At 69.0% G+C, this 18122-nt stretch carries 21 protein-coding genes and 2 pseudogenes; 14 read left to right on the top strand and 9 right to left on the bottom strand.

Going from position 1 to position 18122, the window contains the following annotated elements; genetic code table 11:
- The first annotated feature begins 488 nt into the window (after positions 1-488).
- Positions 489-1025, top strand: a complete 537-nt coding sequence (locus M8J74_RS10240) for a plasmid mobilization protein (RefSeq protein ID WP_372500145.1) — start codon at positions 489-491, stop codon at positions 1023-1025.
- The gene (locus M8J74_RS10235; protein ID WP_249836075.1) at positions 1022-2695 is read left to right on the top strand and encodes a relaxase/mobilization nuclease domain-containing protein; all 1674 of its coding nucleotides are present in this window, start codon (positions 1022-1024) and stop codon (positions 2693-2695) included. The genes M8J74_RS10240 and M8J74_RS10235 overlap by 4 nt, the downstream gene beginning before the upstream one ends.
- Here M8J74_RS10235 and M8J74_RS10230 read toward each other — a convergent pair whose 3' ends face one another.
- The 6 genes from M8J74_RS10230 to M8J74_RS10205 form a co-directional block, all read right to left on the bottom strand.
- Positions 2696-3022 carry a DUF6087 family protein gene (locus M8J74_RS10230; RefSeq protein WP_249836074.1) on the bottom strand — a complete coding sequence of 109 codons (327 nt, stop codon included), beginning with the start codon at positions 3020-3022 and terminating at the stop codon, positions 2696-2698.
- A gap of 31 nt (positions 3023-3053) precedes the next feature.
- Entirely contained in the window at positions 3054-4241 is a 1188-nt protein-coding gene (gene tgmC / locus M8J74_RS10225) for an ATP-grasp peptide maturase system methyltransferase (protein ID WP_249836073.1), read from the bottom strand.
- Positions 4231-5205 carry an ATP-grasp ribosomal peptide maturase gene (gene tgmB, locus M8J74_RS10220; protein ID WP_249836072.1) on the bottom strand — a complete coding sequence of 325 codons (975 nt, stop codon included), beginning with the start codon at positions 5203-5205 and terminating at the stop codon, positions 4231-4233. Before tgmB ends, tgmC begins: the two co-directional genes overlap by 11 nt.
- On the bottom strand, positions 5202-5504 hold the full coding sequence (gene tgmA / locus M8J74_RS10215) for a putative ATP-grasp-modified RiPP (protein ID WP_249836071.1): 303 nt from the start codon (positions 5502-5504) through the stop codon (positions 5202-5204). Before tgmA ends, tgmB begins: the two co-directional genes overlap by 4 nt.
- 125 nt (positions 5505-5629) lie before the next feature.
- Positions 5630-5986 carry a hypothetical protein gene (locus M8J74_RS10210; RefSeq protein ID WP_249836070.1) on the bottom strand — a complete coding sequence of 119 codons (357 nt, stop codon included), beginning with the start codon at positions 5984-5986 and terminating at the stop codon, positions 5630-5632.
- Positions 5980-6387: an ATP-binding protein gene (locus M8J74_RS10205; protein WP_249836069.1), complete on the bottom strand. Its 408-nt coding sequence runs from the start codon at positions 6385-6387 to the stop codon at positions 5980-5982. The genes M8J74_RS10210 and M8J74_RS10205 overlap by 7 nt, the downstream gene beginning before the upstream one ends.
- A gap of 223 nt (positions 6388-6610) precedes the next feature.
- Between M8J74_RS10205 and M8J74_RS10200 the strand changes: the two genes are divergently transcribed.
- The 4 genes and pseudogenes from M8J74_RS10200 (at position 6611) to M8J74_RS10185 (ending at position 9862) form a co-directional block, all read left to right on the top strand.
- A complete protein-coding gene (locus tag M8J74_RS10200; RefSeq protein WP_249836068.1) occupies positions 6611-7738 on the top strand; it encodes a helix-turn-helix domain-containing protein in 1128 nt (375 codons plus the stop codon).
- Between the two features lie 13 nt (positions 7739-7751).
- Entirely contained in the window at positions 7752-8333 is a 582-nt protein-coding gene (locus M8J74_RS10195) for an HD domain-containing protein (RefSeq protein ID WP_249836067.1), read from the top strand.
- Positions 8334-8463: 130 nt separating this feature from the next.
- Positions 8464-9047 (top strand): annotated as a pseudogene (locus M8J74_RS10190) (serine hydrolase).
- A 212-nt stretch (positions 9048-9259) separates the two neighbouring features.
- Positions 9260-9862, top strand: coding sequence for a hypothetical protein (locus M8J74_RS10185; RefSeq protein ID WP_249836066.1), 603 nt, complete (start codon positions 9260-9262; stop codon positions 9860-9862).
- A gap of 233 nt (positions 9863-10095) precedes the next feature.
- Here M8J74_RS10185 and M8J74_RS45005 read toward each other — a convergent pair whose 3' ends face one another.
- The 3 genes from M8J74_RS45005 to M8J74_RS10165 all read right to left on the bottom strand — a co-directional run bounded on the left by M8J74_RS45005 (position 10096) and on the right by M8J74_RS10165 (position 12079).
- Entirely contained in the window at positions 10096-10419 is a 324-nt protein-coding gene (locus M8J74_RS45005) for a phosphotransferase (protein WP_372500148.1), read from the bottom strand.
- A gap of 12 nt (positions 10420-10431) precedes the next feature.
- A complete protein-coding gene (locus M8J74_RS10170; RefSeq protein ID WP_249836064.1) occupies positions 10432-11406 on the bottom strand; it encodes a magnesium transporter CorA family protein in 975 nt (324 codons plus the stop codon).
- 142 nt (positions 11407-11548) lie between these two features.
- The gene (locus tag M8J74_RS10165) at positions 11549-12079 is read right to left on the bottom strand and encodes a DUF5994 family protein (RefSeq protein WP_249836063.1); all 531 of its coding nucleotides are present in this window, start codon (positions 12077-12079) and stop codon (positions 11549-11551) included.
- 778 nt (positions 12080-12857) lie between these two features.
- On the opposite strand from M8J74_RS10165, the gene M8J74_RS10150 reads away from it, so the two are divergent.
- From M8J74_RS10150 to M8J74_RS10115, 8 genes and pseudogenes are all read left to right on the top strand, one after another.
- Complete coding sequence (locus M8J74_RS10150) at positions 12858-13130, top strand: hypothetical protein (protein WP_249836105.1); 273 nt, start codon at positions 12858-12860, stop codon at positions 13128-13130.
- Positions 13131-13624: 494 nt separating this feature from the next.
- Positions 13625-14113 carry an Asp23/Gls24 family envelope stress response protein gene (locus M8J74_RS10145; protein ID WP_249836062.1) on the top strand — a complete coding sequence of 163 codons (489 nt, stop codon included), beginning with the start codon at positions 13625-13627 and terminating at the stop codon, positions 14111-14113.
- Between the two features lie 68 nt (positions 14114-14181).
- A pseudogene (locus M8J74_RS10140) lies at positions 14182-14511 on the top strand (DUF5994 family protein); the annotation flags it as partial.
- Between the two features lie 95 nt (positions 14512-14606).
- Complete coding sequence (locus tag M8J74_RS10135) at positions 14607-14954, top strand: hypothetical protein (RefSeq protein ID WP_249836061.1); 348 nt, start codon at positions 14607-14609, stop codon at positions 14952-14954.
- Between the two features lie 39 nt (positions 14955-14993).
- The gene (locus M8J74_RS10130) at positions 14994-15704 is read left to right on the top strand and encodes a DUF5994 family protein (RefSeq protein WP_249836060.1); all 711 of its coding nucleotides are present in this window, start codon (positions 14994-14996) and stop codon (positions 15702-15704) included.
- A 10-nt stretch (positions 15705-15714) separates the two neighbouring features.
- Positions 15715-15990 carry a hypothetical protein gene (locus M8J74_RS10125; RefSeq protein ID WP_249836059.1) on the top strand — a complete coding sequence of 92 codons (276 nt, stop codon included), beginning with the start codon at positions 15715-15717 and terminating at the stop codon, positions 15988-15990.
- Between the two features lie 131 nt (positions 15991-16121).
- Positions 16122-16433, top strand: coding sequence for an STAS domain-containing protein (locus M8J74_RS10120; protein ID WP_249836058.1), 312 nt, complete (start codon positions 16122-16124; stop codon positions 16431-16433).
- Between the two features lie 223 nt (positions 16434-16656).
- A complete protein-coding gene (locus M8J74_RS10115; protein ID WP_249836057.1) occupies positions 16657-17898 on the top strand; it encodes a PP2C family protein-serine/threonine phosphatase in 1242 nt (413 codons plus the stop codon).
- Positions 17899-18122: the final 224 nt, after the last annotated feature.

Genomic DNA, 18122 nt, shown 5'->3' with positions numbered 1-18122 from the left:
GTCCCCGCACCAGCCCGTTCGAGTCCCCCTCGGGGACCGCAACCGTGCAGGGAACGGGACGGTCCCGGTGACGACCTGTCAAGGGGACCGTCCCGTTGACGATGCGTCAGGGGACCGTCCCCGATGAGCGTCGCGATCCCCGTCCCCAAGCGTTTGGGGACCGTGCACCGCAGCGCTGTGGGGACCGGTCCCCGTTGCGCTCTCTGCAGCTATAGCCCCGAACCCGACAGCGCCGACCTCGGTTGCCCTGTCCAGATCCCCTCCCACAGCCGCCGAATTGCTCCGGCCACGGCCCTCCTCTGCCGTCGGTCGGCGCCACGGCGGCTCAGCTCCCCTTCCGAACACCCCCTGGAGAACCACTCGTGCACGACCGACACCACGAACACACCAACCGGCAGGAGACTCCCATCGCCCCAGACAACCGCGCAGCAAGGTATCCCGCTGGACCGTCCACAGGCCGGTTCCACGGGGAAGCCTCCGCCCCAGGGGTGGCGGAGGCACTCGGGCACCAGGGGGTGCCCGAGGAGGAGAAGCAACACTCTGACGCCGAGCCCGTCGCCGTTGCCGTGCCCCTGCCGCGCGCCGCCGAAGCAGCCGCTCTGCATCGAGTCGCCCAACGCCGCAAACCCGACCCAGGCGGCCGGCGCAAGAAGCGCGTCGATGCCCGTTACAGCGTTGAGGAGAGGGACGCAATCCGTGCCAAGGCCACGTCGCTGAACCTGAGCGGCGCTCACTACGTCGCCGCCGTCACCCTGGCCCACGTTGAAGGTGACCTCACTGTGCCCGGCCAACGCACCCAGCTGGACGACTACATCGACGAGCTGACCGCCCTGCGCGAGCAGGTCGCCACCATCGGCCGCAACGTCAACCAGATCGCCAAGAAGCTCAACTCCGGCGGCCATCCACACCCTGGGGACAGTGCCCTCCTCGCCCAGACCGACCGCACTCTGGACGCCGTCGGTGCTGCAGTGCGCCACATCGCGGCAGCTGCGAACCAGGCCGTCAGCCACAAGGCGGCCCGATGATCGCGAAGATCAGCGGCGGCAAGGACACCGCCGGCCTGATCCGCTACCTCTTCGACACCAAGAAGGCCAAGGACCACACCGACCCGCACCTGGTGGCCTCCTGGGACGGCTTTGCCCCCGACCCCGGCCGCGCCGACGACTTCGACACCACGAAGAGGCTCCTGGTCGCCGACCTCGACCTGCACGTCAAGCAGGCCCGGCGGCACGGCCGCGCACCCGAGAAGCACACATGGCACTGCTCCATCCGCGCCGCCCCCGAAGACCGCATCCTCAGCGACGAGGAGTGGGCCGACATCGCCCGCCGCGTCGTCGCCGCCACCGGCATCGCACCCGACCGCGATCCCGACGGCTGCCGCTGGGTCGCCGTCCGCCACGCACCCGACCACATCCACATCGCCGCCACCAAGGTCCGGGCGGACCTGCGCACCGCACGCCACTGGAACGACTACCTCACCGCCAACCGCGAACTCGCCGCCATCGAGAAGGAATACGGCCTCTTCCGTGTGGTCCGCGGGGACCGCACCGCCGCCAAGCGGCCCACCCGCGCCGAGCAGGAGAAGGCCCGCCGCCAAGGCCGGCAGACAACCTCCCGCGAGCTGCTGCGCACCACCGTTCGCCAGCTGGTGTCCATCGCCGCCAGCCCGGAAGAGTTCCTCCACCTCCTCGACGGTGTCGACGGTGTCCGCGTCGACGTCCAGCACTTCCCCTCCGGGGACATACGGGGCTACAAGGTCGCCATCGAAGGCGACACCAACGCCGCAGGCGAGCCGGTCTGGTTCTCCGGCTCCCAACTCGCCCCCGACCTGTCCTTCCCCAAAATCCGCGAGCGCCTGACCGGCATCGAACCCCCACCAGCCACAGAGCCGGGCAGCCGACGTAGGCCAAACCCCTGGCACCAGGCCACCGCGGCGGCCGAACGCATCCCCCACCACCTCGACCAGGCCGAAGACACCGTGGCCCAGGCACACATCGCGGCCTTCGCCGAGGCCCTCGACGTCCTGCCGCTCCTCGCCCCCGACCACCTGCGAGCACAGCTCCAGCAGGCCGCCCTCGCGTTCGAACGCGCCTCCCGCTCCCGCATCCGCGCCCAGCAGGACCAGGCCCGCGCCCTGCGCGGCGCCGTACGAGCACTGCGCACCGCACCGGTCACCGGTGACGGGAGCGGACTGGCGATGTTCCTCGACATCGCCGTCCTGGTCGTCATCGCCACCACCCGCTGGCACCAGACCCGCCACCACGACCAACAAGTCGCCGCCGCCCAACAGACCCTGATCCACCTCCAAGCGGCCTACGAGCACGCAGCCGCTCAGCCACTGGCCGCCCTGGCCCAGCGCAAGCCACCCACCCACATCGTGGAACACCACGCCCAGCACATACGAACCGTCCTGCCCGACCACGCCGAGCGGATCCTCGACGACCCCGCCTGGCCGGCACTGGCCGCCGCCCTCACCCAAGCCGAGACCGCCGGCCACGACCCCCGCCAGCTCCTCCAGATCGCCGCCCGCCAGCGCGCACTGGACGACGCTCGCTCCACCGCCAGGACCCTCACCTGGCGCATCCAACGCCTCGGTGAACGCCACATACCCGCCCCACGAGCCCAGGCACCCAATGCTCAGCATGCCGCGGTGCACCCCGCCGCTCCGCAGCAGCCGCAGGCGCAGCGGCGCTGATCACCCTTGCGCCCGGCCGCCATCCGACCTGGGTGCCTGGGGTTTGCGGTGTTTGCCGGTGCCGGAGCCCAGCGGCTTCGGCACCGGCCCTTGGAGTGGTGACGGCTCGTTGCTCTCCGGGTACAGGATGGCTTTGGCCTCGGCCAGGCTGGCGGCGAATCCGTACGGCTCCCACAGGTGCCCGTTCCAGCGCTCGATGGCGCGTGGCGCATCCGGATTCAGATGCGATGCCCTGGGCCCGCCGCCGGGTACAACAGGCACGGCACGAAGGCGACCGATCTTCGCGTCACGGCGTTCCGCCCAGTCCTTCAGCGGCTCGTCGTCCATCCTGGCGTTCCTCGCGTCGGTGGTGGCTGCCTCAGGAGGGTAGCGGCCATTGCGGGCCGTTCGGGTTCCCGAGCCAGACGACCTGCCGGTCGGGGGAGACAGTGACACCGAAGGCGGCGGTGTTGGGTGAGCCGTACTCCTCCCAGGTGCCCACCGCCGCCTCGACCGCGTCCCACAGGCGGCGGGGGCCGCCCTGGCGGACCTGCCAGCCGCCGTCCGTGGGAGCAAGGACGGCGAAGGAATCGGTGACGCTGTCCAGCAGGAACGTGCTGACCGGGCCGCCGTCGACCGCCGTCGAGAAGAAGCGGGCGTCCGGCGCCGCGAGCTGTGCCATGAAGGCCGGCCCTGAAGTGCTGAGCACCTCCGGCCCATACGCGGCCTTCCGCACCGTTCCGTCGTCGGGTCCCGGCACCATGCCGAGGCTTTCTGGGGCGCCCTGCTGGCGGGCGATCATGAAGCTCGGGTCGTCCTCGCTGAACCAGCCGCTCGCGCTGCCCCCGGTGACGATGAGCTTGACCAGGCCGAGGGAGCGCATCCAGCCACGCAGGGTGGTGAGGATGACGCCGCCCGGCCGCACCTGTTCCAGCCAGGTGGGCGGGATGCTGCGGAAGCCGCACGTGGCGATCAGCCGGTCGTACGGGGCTCCGGCGCCGTGGCCGGCGCGGCCGTCCCCCACTACCAAGTGAGGGGTGTGACCGGATCCGGTGAGAGCTTCGCGGGCGCGGCGGGCCACGCCCTCGTCCGTCTCGATCGAGGTCACGCTCTCGCTGCCGAGCCGGTGGCACATCAGGGCGGTCGAGTAGCCGGTTCCGGTGCCGATTTCCAGCACGTTCATACCGTCCTGCACGTCGAGGTCTTCGAGCATCCGGACCACGAGGCTCGGCAACGTCGACGACGAGGTGGGGGCCGCGTTGCTGATCGGCTTAGGGTCGGCCCAGTCGATGTCGTGGCCGTCGAACTGGGTCATCCATGTCTCGTCGGTGTAGACGAGCCGGAGCCACTCCTCCTTGCCGACCGTCTCCCGTGTAACCGGCTCCCAGGTGGTGACGCCGGGGGCGTCACTCTCCCGGTAGAAGCGCGGGATGAACTTGTGGCGGGGCACGGCTTCCACAGCATCCCGCCACTGCGGCGAGCGCAGCCGGCCGTCCTTCTCCAGTTGCCGGGCGAGCCGACGCCGTAGATCGACGGCGGCCGTCTCCATGTCGGGCTCACAGGCCACGGATGCCTCCTTCCAGGAGATCGGCGAGTGCGGCAGTCATCGGCAGACCGGTCGGCGGCTCCATCCATGCCCACTGCCCGGAAGGATTGCACTCGATGAAGATCCACTCGCCGGAGTCGGTCAGAGCGAAGTCGAACGCCCCGAAGACGAGCCCGAAGTGCTTCAGATAGGCGTGCATCGACCGCTCCACCACGGGCGGCGCGGCAAGCGGCGTGTAGGTGTGCGTGCCGTAGTCCGTGCGCCAGTCGAGAAGACCGGAGTCGATCCGCACGGCAAAGATCCGCTCGCCGATCACCGTGACCCGGATGTCGGCGACCTTGTCCACCCGCTTCTGGAAGAGGTGCATGGTGCCGGCCACGGAGTCGTCGATCTCGTCGGCGGCCACCTCGGTGACGGGGACGGTCTGGGCCTTGCCGTCGACCAGGTAGAGCGGAACCGAGATCGGCTTGAAGATCGCCGGACCGTGCTCCTTGATGAAGGCCCATGCGTCGTCCGGAACGTTGGTGACGAGCGTGGGCGGCACCGTGAAGCCGGCTGCCGCCGCTGCCGCGAGCCCGGCCGGCTTGTACTCGGCGTCGCCGATGCGGTTCGGATGGTTGACGTAGAGGCAGCCGGGCAGAGAGGTCAGGATGCCGCCGAGCCCATAGCGGGCCTGGGCCACAGCGAACCGTTCGTCCTGCTTGTCGAGATGGGGGAAGGCAAACCCGGAGGGGCGCCGGTAGTACACGGAACGCACCGCGCCCAGGTCGGCACGCCGGCTCGGGGTCTGCACGCTTCCCCGCCATCTGTCACGGTCGCCGCCGATGGCGGCCGAGCACGACAGAGTGGCGGGGAAGTCACCTGAGTCGAACCGCACGACCGGGACACCCCGGTCGTGCAGCTCGGCGATCACGAAGTCCGCGGTCGGGTCGTCGAGGTTGGTGACGACCAGGACCGGACGATCGTCGTTCGTCAGCGGAGTCACTGGTCGGTGTCGTTGCCCGTGTCGCTGTCCGGGGAGTCGCTGTTGCGGTCGCCCTGGCCCGTGGTGCCGGTCGCGGGATTCGTGCCGGAGGACGTGCCGTGGCCCGGGGACATGGTGGGTACCCCGGAAGTGTCGAAGTACCGGGCGGTCTGCGTCTCCGGGTCCAGCGTCACCGTCGCGTAGGCGGGGCCCTCGACAGGCGGATACGGGGCGATGCGGCGCAGGCCCCACGGGGCGGCGGTCAGGTGCCCCTGCGGCAGGGGGCTGCCGGTGGGGAATCGGTCCATGTGGTTGAACACGGTCTTCCTCTCTGTCGGGAGTTCCTGTCCTTCGTGTGCCTTGCTCACCCGCACGGCATCGCGGAAGGCAGTCCTGCTGGTGCGGGGTCTCATGGGCGCCGGGAAGAAGAGGCGCCGGGTCTGCGTCAAAGCCGGACGGGGTTCCGCAGTCCGTCCAGGACTCGCTGAAGAAGGCTGATGTCCGGTGCGCGAGTCCCGGCCGCCAGCCGACCGTCGCGGTACCAGTGGCTGAGGTGCTGCCGCCACGCGCTCTCGGCGCGCTGCACCTCGGAGCGGATCTCGTTGATGACCAAGCCCGACTCGACGCGCAGCCGCACAAGGTCGGCTGGAGTGATCCGGACCGGCTCCGGGATGACCACCGCGTCGGCCTCGTCAGACATACAGGTGGGGTTGAAGGCCAGTTCCACGCACGCGTCCGGGCGCGGGTCGCCGACCAACTCCTCTGCGGGCAGGAGCCGTAAGGAGACAAGCGCGATCAGCATGCGGCCGGCACCCGCAGCTCTGCCCAGATGCGTTTCCCGCCGCGTACCAGCTCGCTGCCCCAGGCGTGGGCAAGAGCTTCGACAAGGAGCAACCCGCGGCCGTGCTCGTCGTTCGGTGACGGCGTGCCCGGGGTGGGTCTGGTGCGGGACGTGTCCGTCACGACGATCCGGGCGGACTCCTTGCCCACCCGGGTGATCGAGGCGCCGACCGTGGCGGCGTCAGTGTGCTCCACCGCGTTGGCCACCAACTCGGTGACGACCTGCGCGGCGACGTCCACCAGCTGAGGCAGGCCCCAAGTCTGAAGCACCAGCGCTATGTCCCGACGTGCCTGAGTGACGGACTCCAGCCTCGCCGCATACCGCTCCTGGTAGCGCTGTGGTCCCACCGTTGCAGTCGTCATGGTCATCGTCGCGTCCCTTGGAGGTGCTCGCGTTCGGGGTAGCCCAACCACCGGCCGTCGGGGCGTTGTCGCTTGAGGAGTATTGGCTCGGGGGCATCCGCAACGAAACCCACAGTGACAGCCTCCCTACTAGGCTCGTTCGGTGGTGCATACGACGGTAGAGAGCCGTGATCACACCTAGAAGTGACCGCAAGTACAGGTGGTTTGCTGCGGACACACGGGAATGGGGCCGTTCATGCAGTCGAGTTCGCGACAAACCCTGACGGGCAGTCAGGGATCAGGCGGGCGCCCGCGCACGGGCGTCATCTCCGGCTACGTCTTCCGGGTCATCCGAGAGCAGCAGGGACGCACCCAGGAGGACATAGCCGAGCAGCTGCGCGTGTCTGCGGACACGATCGCGGGCTGGGAATCGGGCCGCCGCCCGCTGACCGCTGTACCGATCGGGCAGATGCTCGTACACCGTCATCGGCTCATGCACATGGGCACCGCCCCGGCGCTCCTGCAAGCCCTCGACCGCGCCCTTGAGGCGGACGTCCTCCTCGCGAGCGCCCTTGACGACCAGACCGACGTCGCGGCAAGCCCCCTCGGGGCCTGGGTGATGCAGCGCGACCTCGTCGAGGTCCTCGCATGGCCCCTCAACCACGTGCCGCCCCAGCCCGTCCGCGACCTGCCCGCCCCACCCCGCAAGCGCCGAGGCCCCGCGCCGGCCGGGCCGGAGCTGTCGGCCGCAGACCGCGCGCGATTCTTCACACAGATGCGGCGCACCGCGGAACAGGCCCGGAGCGAAGACCAGTTCCTGCTCCGCCGCCAGGCCCTCTACCTCTCCGGGTACGACGACCAGGACGACGCCTCCGCATGGCTCGCTCACCAGCAGGCGACAGAACGCCCTGGCGGCTGGCTTACGGGCTGGCTCAACTCCCGGTCTGTTGCCGCGGTCTCGGCCCGGCAAGGGGACCGGGACCGCATGAGCCACTTCATCGACGCCGCCCTCATCGACGACGACGCCGGCGAGGCCGCGAACCTGAACTACTGGGCCTACTGGATCGGCGAGACGGCCCACCTGGAACTGAGCGACGACTTCATCGCCGCCCGCACCCCTGGACCGTGGCCCGGCGACAAACTCCTCGCCCACCTCGCGCACGGCCTCGCCCCGCATCACGGCTACGTCGACCTCAATATCCACTCCGTCTGGTCTCTGCTCCAGGTACGGCCCAACCTGCTGCGATCCGGAGCAGCAGGACGCGCCCTGCGCGACAGGCTGCCCGTGATGTTGGATAGCCGGGAGCTGTCGGCGCGCGGGCGCCGGGAGCTGGAGAGCATCCGGTACGCGATCCGCCTCGCCGAGGCGTGAGAGGAGTCCGACGGTGGCTGAAGACCTGTCCGCGGTGGCGCGCTTCCTGTACGAGGCGGGCACGCTGAAGCAGACCAAGCGCACCGGCTGGTGGATGGCCGGAGTACGCGACCCCGAGTCGGTGGCAGAGCACTCATGGCGCACCGCTCTCCTCGCGACGATCATCGCGAAACTGGAAGGCGCCGACCCTGCACAAGCCGCGTTCCTCGCGGTATGGCACGACTCGCAGGAAACCCGTACCGGGGACGTGAACTACCTGGGCAGGAAGTACGCCCCGCAGGCAGACCCGCGAGCGGTCACCGAGGACCAGGTCGCGGGCATGCCCGAGGCCCTCGCCACCGCGGTACGCGAGCTGGTCGCGGAATACGAGGCGAAAGAGTCCCCGGAGGCTCTCTGCGCGCGGGACGCCGACAAGCTGGAATGCATGATCCAGGGCATCGAGTACAAGGCCCAGGGCTACGAGAACGCGCAGCGCTGGATCGACAACAGCCGCCGACGACTCACCACGAAGTCCGCCAATGAGCTCGCCGACGCGGTGCTTGCGACCGAGTCTCTGGACTGGCTGCGCGCAGCCCTTGGGGAGACGCAGAGCTGACCTCGTCCGACGGAACCGGCACTCAGCCCTCGGTGCCCCGACCCGGTCGCCCGAGCGACGTCGCTTTCCGAACCGCAACCCGAACGTCACTACGCTGACCGGCGGGATGGCCCCGGCGAAGAGGGAGACCATGACGTACGACGGCGACCGCATCAAAGCTCTGCTGGACGAGGGCGTCAGCGACAAGGTGTACCCCGGCGCCGTGTGGGCCATCGGCGACGCCAACGGCATCCACGCCCAGGGCACCCCGGCGTCCTCGACCCCGACGAGCCGGACGTGCCGATGCGCGCCGACACCGTCTTCGACGCCGCCAGCCTCACCAAGATCCTCGCCGTCTGGTCCGCCATCGGCGCCCTGTGGGAGGAGGGCAAGCTCGACCTCGACGTCCCCTTCAACGACTTCTGGCCCGAGGTCGATGGCCACCCGCTCGGAGCCTGGGGCGAGCAGGATTCGGCCCTGCCTGGACCAGACAGTCACTGACCGTCCAGACCGGCACCCTCGAACCCGTGCGCGGCTTGTTCTGGCACCCCGCCCCCTGGCGCCCACCCCGATGACGACATCTGGGTCCACTACGGCTTCACCGGCACCGGCATGTGGATCTGCCCGCAGCAGGGGCGGTGGGCAGTACTGCTCACCAACAAGCTCTACTACACCCGCGACCGCCAGCCCCTGACCGACGTGCGCAACACCTTCCGCACTCTCGCCTTCGCCTGACGCAACCGTCGGCGAAATCCATTGAGGGGGAGCCCCGACAGCTTCCAGTAAATGCCTGACGGGCCCGACCGATCCTTGGTCAGGCCCGTCATTGTCTTCGTCCTGCGGCCTCTACAACCGTCGCAACCCACGTGAGCCTGGGAGCCTAACTCCGTTGTCAGTGCCTGCTGTCAGGATCAGCATCGCCCTACATCGTCGTCTGGAGGACGCCCATGACTGCCGAGCTTGGTCCGCTGGCCATCACACGCCGCAAAAGCAGTGAGCCGATACGGGCGGGGGGCGAAACGGTGGGCAGACTCGGCGACTTCTGGAGCTGGGCGTACTCCGACCTGGCCAACAACACCATGCGCGGCGTCCTGGCCGAGTACCTCGTGGCCGTGGCGTTGGGCGCCGCGATCGGCACCCGCACCGAATGGGACACCGTGGACATCCGTACACCCGAGAAGCGGCGCGTGGAGGTGAAGTCGGCGGCCTACCTTCAGTCGTGGGCACAGCCCCGGCCATCGAAGATCGAGTTCGGCATCGCGCCAGCTTCCGGCTGGGACGCCCAGACCGGCGTTACCTCAGCGGAGGTAATGCGCCGCTCGGACGTCTACGTCTTCTGCCTGCTGCACCACCAGGACAAGCAGACCCTCGATCCCCTGGACCTCGACCAGTGGACCTTCTATGTCCTGCCCACCCGTGTTTTGGACGAACGCTGCCCGACCCAAAGGTCCATCAGGCTGTCCAGCCTCGTCGAGCGCCTCAGCCCGCTGAGGACCGACTTCGCCGGCTTACCGAAAGCAGTCGCCGCGTCCGCCGAAGGCATGCGATAGCCCGAGGCGGCGGTCTCATCCCGCGCGGTGAGCCTTGTCGACGGCCTTCTCCAGCAGGCAGCACCGTTGGCCCGGCCGCGACGGCCGGACCTCCAAACCCTCGGGATCTACCCGGCGGCGAACGCGTCCTCGACCCGATCGAGCCGGTCGGCCCACCAGCGCAGCAGCGCCTCATCCGCGGTGAACAGCTCATCGCAGGAGAAGTCACCGCGGTCGTAGTGGAACTCCAGCTGTCAGAAGTCCGTCATCCGCTTCCACCACAGCCTGCGGGCACCGTCCACGAGCGCGGTGACGTCCACCAGCATCACGGACCGGTAGCCGCTGACGAACGCCGAGACACGGTCGAGGTCGAACACCCCGTCCACCCCGAACTGCACCTGCGCCGTCCGCACGGCCTCCTCCTCGTACCGCCGCACGCCCACCCGGTCCCAGTCCAGAACGGCGGCCAGGTCCTCGCCCTCCCACAGCAGGTTCCGGTACTGGAAGTCACCGTGGGTCCACCCGCGGGCGCCCTCAGGGATCCCGTGCTGCGGACGGAGATCAGCGTGCTTGGTGATCAGTGCCTGCGGTCAGAGCCAGTCCCAGTGCCTGAAAGCGAAGTACAGCGTCAGAGGGACAACGACGATGACGGCGCTGGAAACGATGAAGCCCGACTGTTGTCCGAAGCCGGGGTAGGGAAGGTTCTGTCCGTAGAAGCCAGTGATCGCCGTGGGCACGGCGATGATCGCGGCCCAGCTCGTCACCTTCTTCATGATCAGGTTCATCCGGTTCGCCTGCACCGACAAGTTGGTCTCCATCACCGAGGCCACCAGGTCGCGCAGCGACTCCGTCCACTCGCCGGCACGCAGCACGTGGTCGTACACATCGCGGTAGTACGGCAGCAGGTGGCCGTCGACGACGTCGAGGTCGGGGCGCATGAGGGCGTTGACGACTTCCCGCATGGGCAGGACCACGCGACGGAGGCGAACCAGTGATTTCCGCAGGGCGTAGGACTGGCGCTGTACGGTCTGGATCTGCCGGCCGCCTTCAGCGAAGAGCAGATCGTCAAGTCCCTCGATACGTTCGTCGAGTTGCTGTACCGCGGCGAAGTGCCCGTCGACGACGTAGTCGAGCAGGCCGTGGAGCAGAAAGGCGACCCCGTGTGCTGCCAGAGCCGGGGTACGGTCCCAGCGGGCGACCAACTCGTCGAAGGCGAATGCGGCGTCCTTGCGGACGGTGATCAACGCCTGCGGCGTGAGGATGACCGCGAGCTCGCTCATCGTCAGTCCTGCGCCGTCCGGGTCGACGGCGACCGCGTAGACACTGAGGAAGTGATGGGTGCGGTAGCTGTCGAGTTTCGCCCGCTGTCCCTCGTGCAGCGCGTCCTCGAGAGCCAGCTCATGGAGACCGAGTTCCTCGCCGACCGCCGTGAACTCGGCACGGTTCGGGCGGTACAGGTCCAACCACACGATCGAAGACGGATCCGCCAGATGCCGGGAGATGTCGCGGACCGGGAAGTCCTCCTCGACCAGGGAGCCGTCGCGGTACAGCCGAGTACGGGCCATGTCGCGCACCCTAACGGCACCAGCGGAGCATCAGCGGACACCACTACCGGACATCCACTCCGACGGGCGGCACCTCCTGGATCGCCTTGAAGTCGGCGCCGCCCGGCAAAGACAGCCCTACGGGCGCCCGGGTCTCCAGAAGTCATTCCTGGCGCTCGTGGCGTTCCTCGCCGCTCCGAGGGTCCTTCGCGGGGATCGGGTGTGCCTGATGGGTGCCGGTGTCGATGAGGATCTGTGCGGCATGGGTGACGTTGTCCGCCCGGACGGCTCTGTCCATGGCGGCACGGGCGGCATCGGGTGTCGCGTGCGGCGGGATCACGAGAAGGGAGAAGTGGTCCTGGTCGCCCCGAGTGATCAGTACGGTGTCGTCACCGACCGGGAAGGAGTCGATATGGACGACCCGGTCGTCGATGACCAGCCGCGTGGGAAGTCCATCCCATGCGGTGGCGTCCAGGCCGACGCGCGTGATGGGGCCGAGGTGCCCGGTCAGCACGTGGATGAGGTCGGGCAACTCCGCGCCGATGTCGCGGGAACGCGGCCACCACGCGCCGTCGAGATTGCCTTCCCGGGATGGTGTCGTCTCCAGCCGCAGAAGAACTGTCCCGGGTTTCGCGGCCCGGTGGATCGCGTCCGGTAGGAGCCCGGGCGCGCGAGGGATGTCGGATTCGGTCATGGTGTCTCCGCCTGTCTGCGGGATTCGGTGTCGCCGCCGAACGCGGGACCTCGTCCTCTCGGTCGTCCTCTCACCGTAAGTCGTGCGCCGCCGCACCGGCTACGCTCGCCGACGGTGCCGGACTCGTGCCCCTCGGTAAAATGCCTGCTCACGAGCACGTCCCGGGCCTCGGAGCGGCGTAGAGTGAAACGACCGGGAGTACTTCGCACACCGGCCGTCACGTCGGTGCCGTTCCCGGCGAGCAACAACACCGGCCTCCAGGAGGAGCCCCCGGGGACAGGTCTGCGTCATGACTGCGACCATCGAACCTACGATCATCAAAGAGCACCTGCCTCCGGCGTCGGTCTTGCTGTCCCTGGCCCCGACCGGCTCGGTTCCAGGTCTCCTGGACGGTGCCTGGTGGCCCCGCTCCCGTGATCGAACGGGGGTCACGATGAAGTCACCGAAACTGCCGTCGGCCGGGCCCGCGGAGGTTCGTATTGTCGCCGCGGACCCAAAGGCGGCTCGACATGTCGCGGAGATTCTCCGCCGTTGTTTCGCCGCCACCGCAGCGCGCAGCTACCCCGCGGGCGCTGACGGCGGAACACGCCTCCACCTCACCGTGGACACCACGCGCATGGCGGAACCGGTGCGCTCCTGGCTGTTGACCAGCCAGTCCTCCGGGACGATCACACACAGCCGGACGAAATGTGAGGAGATGGCCCCTCAGCGGGGGAAAAGAGGGTACCGCCCCAGACGTAAGGGTTTCCGTCGGTGCCGGCACGAGAGGCAGGCGACCATGGCGACACTGCACGAGCGGCAGCACTACCGCGAGGCGATCATGAAGAGCCTGTACGAGGCCATGGAAGGCAATCGCCTCCTCGGCCTCACCGGGGCGCAGCTGCGCGAGGAACTCGCCATGCCCGAGGAGGACCTGGCCGCCGCCTGCACGTACCTGGCGGCCGAGGGACTGATCCAGGTCGACTGGGCGCGAGGAAACACACCTGCGATGGTCACACTGCTGCACAAGGGGATCCAGCTCATGGAGACCGAGGAGAAGGACAGTGACTGACACGCCGCAGACCGCCCTCAGAGCTGCGGCCGGTCACAGATGACCGAAATGGCCTCCTGGGCATACGCTTGTGAGCGGGTCGGCGCACTCTCACGTGCAACGACCCGGAAGGGCGGCCCCGGTGTGTATACGCCGGGGCCGTTGCGTCACCGGCGCATGCCACAGGGAGATGGTGTGATCCACTCGGCCGACATCCGCGAGTGACACAACTGGAACACCGTTGCCTTGAAGGGCGGGGAGACGCACCGTCTACGTGGACGGCGGACAGCGGCTGGCCCGCCGCTGATACCGGGAGGCTGACGTCCTGCTGTCCGGTAGGGCGTTCCGACCGGCCACCCGACCTGCCCTTCTGTGCGGGGTACCACACCGCCTCCTGGCGCGATGCCCGACATCGCTCACAAGCCGCTTGCCTGAGCGAGGTCGGGCACTCGCCGTTAGCGTGAAAGGAAGGGGCACGACAGGCCGCCTGTTGCGTCGGAAAGTGGTGACCGAAGATGACGGATACCGGACTGCCGAACCGGCCCGAGACTCCTCGCGCGGGGTCATTGGGCGCGCGCGGCGGGAAGAGTGCGGGGGTGCCGCACGGAAGCGATCCGGGGTCGCGTGGCCGTACGACGATCGCCGACGGTGTGGTGGCGAAGATCGCCGGCATGGCGGCCCGGGATGTGCCGGGCGTCCATTCGATGGGCGGTGGGTTCGCCCGTGGCATGGGGGCCATGCGTGAACGGATGCCCGGTGCGGGCGGGAAGTCCGTCACCAGCGGAGTGAAGGTCGAGGTCGGCGATGTGCAGACCGCGGTCGACCTGGAGATCGTCGTCGAGTACGGCGTCTCCATCATCGAGGTCGCGGGCGACGTCAGAGAGAACGTGATCGCTGCCATCGAGCGGATGACCGGTCTGGAAGTGGTCGAGGTCAACATCGCGGTCGGCGATGTGCATTTGCCCGACGAGGACGAGGAACAACCGGAGCGGCGGCTCGAGTAGTCGCTTGCCGGAGCCGAAGCGAGGAAGGAGCACGCGATGGGTGTGGCCGCGGTTGGCCTGTTCACCGGATGGCGCTGGGCTTCGCGGGATACTTCGCCGGCTTCGGCGCGTTACGGGCCGTTCCCTTCAGGACCCCGACCGCGCGCCTCGCGCTGAAACCCGTGAGTCCTTCACCAGGGCACGTCGAGCCGGACGGCGCCTGGTGGCCTCGGTCACGTGACCTGACACACGAACTCTCCGCTCTGGCGGACGTACTGGATCCACTGTGGGGACGGATCACCCATATCGCCGTCAACCCCCGCCACTGGCCGATCCTCCCGCGCAAGATCCTCGTCAACGGCCATGTGGTGAAGGCCGGTTGGTTCACGTCGGAGCAGGATCCGCACGACAGGCGATTGCAACGCCGAGGCAGGATCGACCGCGTCTCCGGAAGCCTGAAACAGGCCGTCCAGAAGACCAAGGACACTTTCAGGCGGAACGGAAGCGGCCCTCGATGATGTACGACCAGACACGCGCCCAGCAGCCTGCGGGCCAACCCCGGGGCCGCGCCGAACGCCGCGCTCCGGTCCCGGAGCCGCTGCTCCCGTCAGACGAACAGGACAAGATCATCCAGCGCCTCCGGCATGCCCTCAACACCTTCGCCGACACCCCGCGCAAGGCGCTGCAAGAGGCCGAGAGCGCCTACGACGAAGCCACCGCCCAGCTCGTGAACGCCCTCGCGGAACGGCGGCGTCTCCTACGGGCCGACTGGCAGGACCAGGACTCCGAGACGCAGTCCGACGAACTCCGGCACGCGCTGAGGCAGTACCGGGAGATCACCCAACGACTGCTCCAGCTCTAGGCGGCCACTACTCCTCGCTGCTTCGAAGCGCGGAGTAGTGTGGACAGTACCGAGAGCATTTCGCACACCGGCTTCCACGCCGGGTCGTTCTCGGCGAGAGATGAAACCCGGGCCGCCGCAGAAGCGGCCCGGAGACGGGTCCGCATCATGTCGGCGACCTTGCTTCCACCTCTGCCGCACCCCGAGCCCGTCGCAGCCCCGGCCGCGCGTCTCACCCTGAAGACCGACGGCACCTCCCGCGGACTCCTGGACGGTGCCTGGTGGCCCCGCTCCCGGGATCTGCTGAGCGAACTGCCCGCACTGACCGACGTGTTGGACCCCCTGTGGGGCCGCATCACCCGCATCGCCGTCAACCCGAAGCACTGGCCTGTCATCCCGCCCAAGGTTCCCGTGCACGGCCACATCGTCAAGGTCGGCTGGTTCACCCCGGAGATCGACCCGCACAAGCTGCTGCTGCTCTCCTACGGCACCGGCCGCTGGGACCTGCTGATCATCCCGCCCGAAACCGGGGCGGAGTCGGCGGCCCGGCTGATGGCTGCCGCGTCCGACTACGACGGCCCGCCACTGACCGCGAGCGCGCTCATCGCCGCGGACGAGGGCCGGCACGGCGTCTTGGCGACCGACGAGCCACTGGACCCTGACGAGGCATGGGAGTACGAGGGCGGCGCCTCCGCGGTGTCGGTGTCAGCGGCCGTTCCGCAACAGACCCCTCCCCCCGGCCGTGCCAGCCGCCTGATCATCGGTATGTGAGGTGGCCGCCATGAACGCCTTCCTGACAGCCGCCGCCTTCGGGGTCCTCATCGCAGCGGCGGCGTACGTGATCCACCGGCTCAACATCGAGCACGCCGACAGAATCGCCGTGCACCGGTACAGCTCCGCCCTGCCCGGCCGTCGCGGACGTGGCACGCCGCAGCCCCCGGTGGAACCCGACCGGTCTGAGTCGCCGACCGCCGGCGAACGACGGGACCACCGCGACGGGGGCCGCGGCCGCTTCCCGCCGCGCCGCCGCAGCCGCCGTATCACTCACCCCAGGTGACCAGCTGGTTTCCCCCCACCGGCCGCGCGTACGGACCGTCGACTCGGCTCGTACCGACGCGTACGCCCGGGAACGTACACCCGGGCCATGGACCGCGTGAGGAGCGGCCGGGACCCATGAACCGAGGCGTCATGACTCTTCCGCAGCTGAACATCTACCGGCACGACCGGGGCAGGCGAGCACTGATCACCCTGGCCGGTGAGATCGACCCGGCCACCGCGCCCCAGGTGCGCGCCGCTCTGGAGCGGTGCCTGCATGACGGCATCACCACCATCGACGTGGAGCTGACCACCGTCGGCCGCTGCGACAACAGCGGTCCGCGCGTCTTCCTCGACGCGTCGAGGCACGCCGCCGGGAGCCACGCGTCCCTGCGGCTGCACCACCCGTCCCCGCAGACCACGCGGCTCCTCGCGGACACCGGCTCCGATCTTCTGCTCCCCTGACGGCTCCGGGAGAGAGGTGGTGCACAGCGGTACGGAGAGCCACCTTTTCTGATCATGTGTGACATGCCGTTCTCTGGCGTAATGGGCTGTTCGGGGTGAGCGGCCGCGTCACTCTGTGCGGTGTCAGGAGCCCGTGTGTCGGTGCGGGCGCTGGACTCGCGGCACGAGGTGAGCATGGACACGGTCGCCGATGGTTTGACGACGCCGGTGCGGGGGTGCGGTTGTGACGGAAGGCGAGCGCCGACCTGACAAGGTCATGCTGGACCGGTCGGAAGGGTTCGGTGAGCGGCTGCTGGGGGTGCTGCTGGACCGGGCACACGAGATGCCGCCGCAGCTGATCGCCCCGCTGATCGCGGAAGAGGTGGCCAGGGTCGGTGGCCGCGACGTCTCGATCCTGCTGCAGGACTACGGCCAGCTGGTGTTGGTGCCGCTGTCAGGTCGGCGGCTGATGGTCGGCGAGCCGGAGCCGATCGACGACTCTCCCGCCGGCACGGCCTTTCTGCAGGCGACCACTGTCGAGGTGCCGAGGGCCGACGGCGTCCGGATGTACCTGCCGTTGCTGGACGGCAGCGACCAGGTGGGCGTGATGGCCCTCACCCTGGACACCGTCGATGACAACGACCGGCGGCTGCTGCGCAGGCTCGCCGGCCTGGTCGCCGACATGCTGGTCACCAAGCACAGCTACACCGATCAGTTCTTCCGCGCCCGGCGTCGTGAACCGATGAGCGTGGCCGCGGAGATCCAGTGGTCCCTGCTGCCGCCGCTGGCGATGGCCGTCCCGCAGGTCGCGGTGGCCGGAATCCTGGAGCCCGCCTACGACGTGGCGGGCGACAGCTTCGACTACGCACTCAACGAGGACATCCTGCACGTGGCCATGGTCGATGCGATGGGCCACGGCCTGGACGCAGCCACGATGGCGACCGTCGCCGTCGGGGCCTACCGGCACGCCAGACGTGCCGACATCGGCCTGTCCGAGATCTACGCGTTCATGGACCGGGCCATCGCCGAGCAGTTCGGGCCCGACCACTTCGTCACCGCCCAGATGATGCGTCTGAACATCGCGACGGGCCACCTGCAGTGGGTCAACGCGGGCCACCCCGCACCGCTGCTGATCCGCGACCACCGGGTCGTCCGGCAACTGGCAGGCCCGACCACCCTGCCTGTCGGCTTCGGCGGTGAAGAGCCCCAGATCAGCGGGCAGATGCTCCAACGCGGCGACCGAGTGCTGTGCTTCACCGACGGCCTGATCGAGGAGCACGAAGCCGGCGAAGAACAATTCGGCGAAGAACAACTCATCCACTCGGTCAACCGCATCGAACACACAACGAAGGGGGTACGAGCGGTGGTGCGCTCTCTCTCCCACACCCTGAAGCAGCAACGGGGCGGCCGCACCACCGACGACGCGACCCTCTTCCTGATCGAATGGCGCGGGGGCGCCGCCGACCACCTCGTGCTCCTGGAGTGAGCCGACAACCGCCCGGCGAAGACAGGGCCGACGCCACAGGGACCCGCTGCCCGGCTGCGGCGATCCCGGGGATTTTCCGCGCCGCCCCGCCCGCGACGATCGTTTCGCCACGGGGCTCCGACTCAGTCGGCAGCATCGTGCCCAGGCGAGTGCGGGGCTCATCCGGACCGGGACGGCAAGGCACGGACCGCCCCACGCGGCCGACTTGGGCGTTTCGCGTGCGA

Origin of the sequence: Streptomyces panaciradicis (assembly GCF_023516615.1) — a bacterium.
Taxonomy (GTDB): Bacteria; Actinomycetota; Actinomycetes; order Streptomycetales; family Streptomycetaceae; genus Streptomyces; species Streptomyces panaciradicis.
Note: the sequence above shows the minus strand (reverse complement) of the source record. Positions and strands in the feature narration are given on the sequence as shown.

Bases quoted from the DNA above. Each gene is read 5' to 3' on its own strand.
- M8J74_RS10210 (WP_249836070.1), bottom strand. From the start codon at position 5,986: ATGCTGATCGCGCTTGTCTCCTTACGGCTCCTGCCCGCAGAGGAGTTG.
- M8J74_RS10125 (WP_249836059.1), top strand. From the start codon at position 15,715: ATGAACGCCTTCCTGACAGCCGCCGCCTTCGGGGTCCTCATCGCAGCG.
- M8J74_RS10235 (WP_249836075.1), top strand. From the start codon at position 1,022: ATGATCGCGAAGATCAGCGGCGGCAAGGACACCGCCGGCCTGATCCGC.
- M8J74_RS10205 (WP_249836069.1), bottom strand. From the start codon at position 6,387: ATGACGACTGCAACGGTGGGACCACAGCGCTACCAGGAGCGGTATGCG.
- M8J74_RS10185 (WP_249836066.1), top strand. From the start codon at position 9,260: ATGACTGCCGAGCTTGGTCCGCTGGCCATCACACGCCGCAAAAGCAGT.
- M8J74_RS10230 (WP_249836074.1), bottom strand. From the start codon at position 3,022: ATGGACGACGAGCCGCTGAAGGACTGGGCGGAACGCCGTGACGCGAAG.
- M8J74_RS10150 (WP_249836105.1), top strand. From the start codon at position 12,858: ATGGCGACACTGCACGAGCGGCAGCACTACCGCGAGGCGATCATGAAG.
- M8J74_RS10200 (WP_249836068.1), top strand. From the start codon at position 6,611: ATGGGGCCGTTCATGCAGTCGAGTTCGCGACAAACCCTGACGGGCAGT.
- M8J74_RS10170 (WP_249836064.1), bottom strand. From the start codon at position 11,406: ATGGCCCGTACTCGGCTGTACCGCGACGGCTCCCTGGTCGAGGAGGAC.
- M8J74_RS10165 (WP_249836063.1), bottom strand. From the start codon at position 12,079: ATGACCGAATCCGACATCCCTCGCGCGCCCGGGCTCCTACCGGACGCG.
- M8J74_RS10145 (WP_249836062.1), top strand. From the start codon at position 13,625: ATGACGGATACCGGACTGCCGAACCGGCCCGAGACTCCTCGCGCGGGG.
- M8J74_RS10135 (WP_249836061.1), top strand. From the start codon at position 14,607: ATGATGTACGACCAGACACGCGCCCAGCAGCCTGCGGGCCAACCCCGG.
- M8J74_RS10120 (WP_249836058.1), top strand. From the start codon at position 16,122: ATGACTCTTCCGCAGCTGAACATCTACCGGCACGACCGGGGCAGGCGA.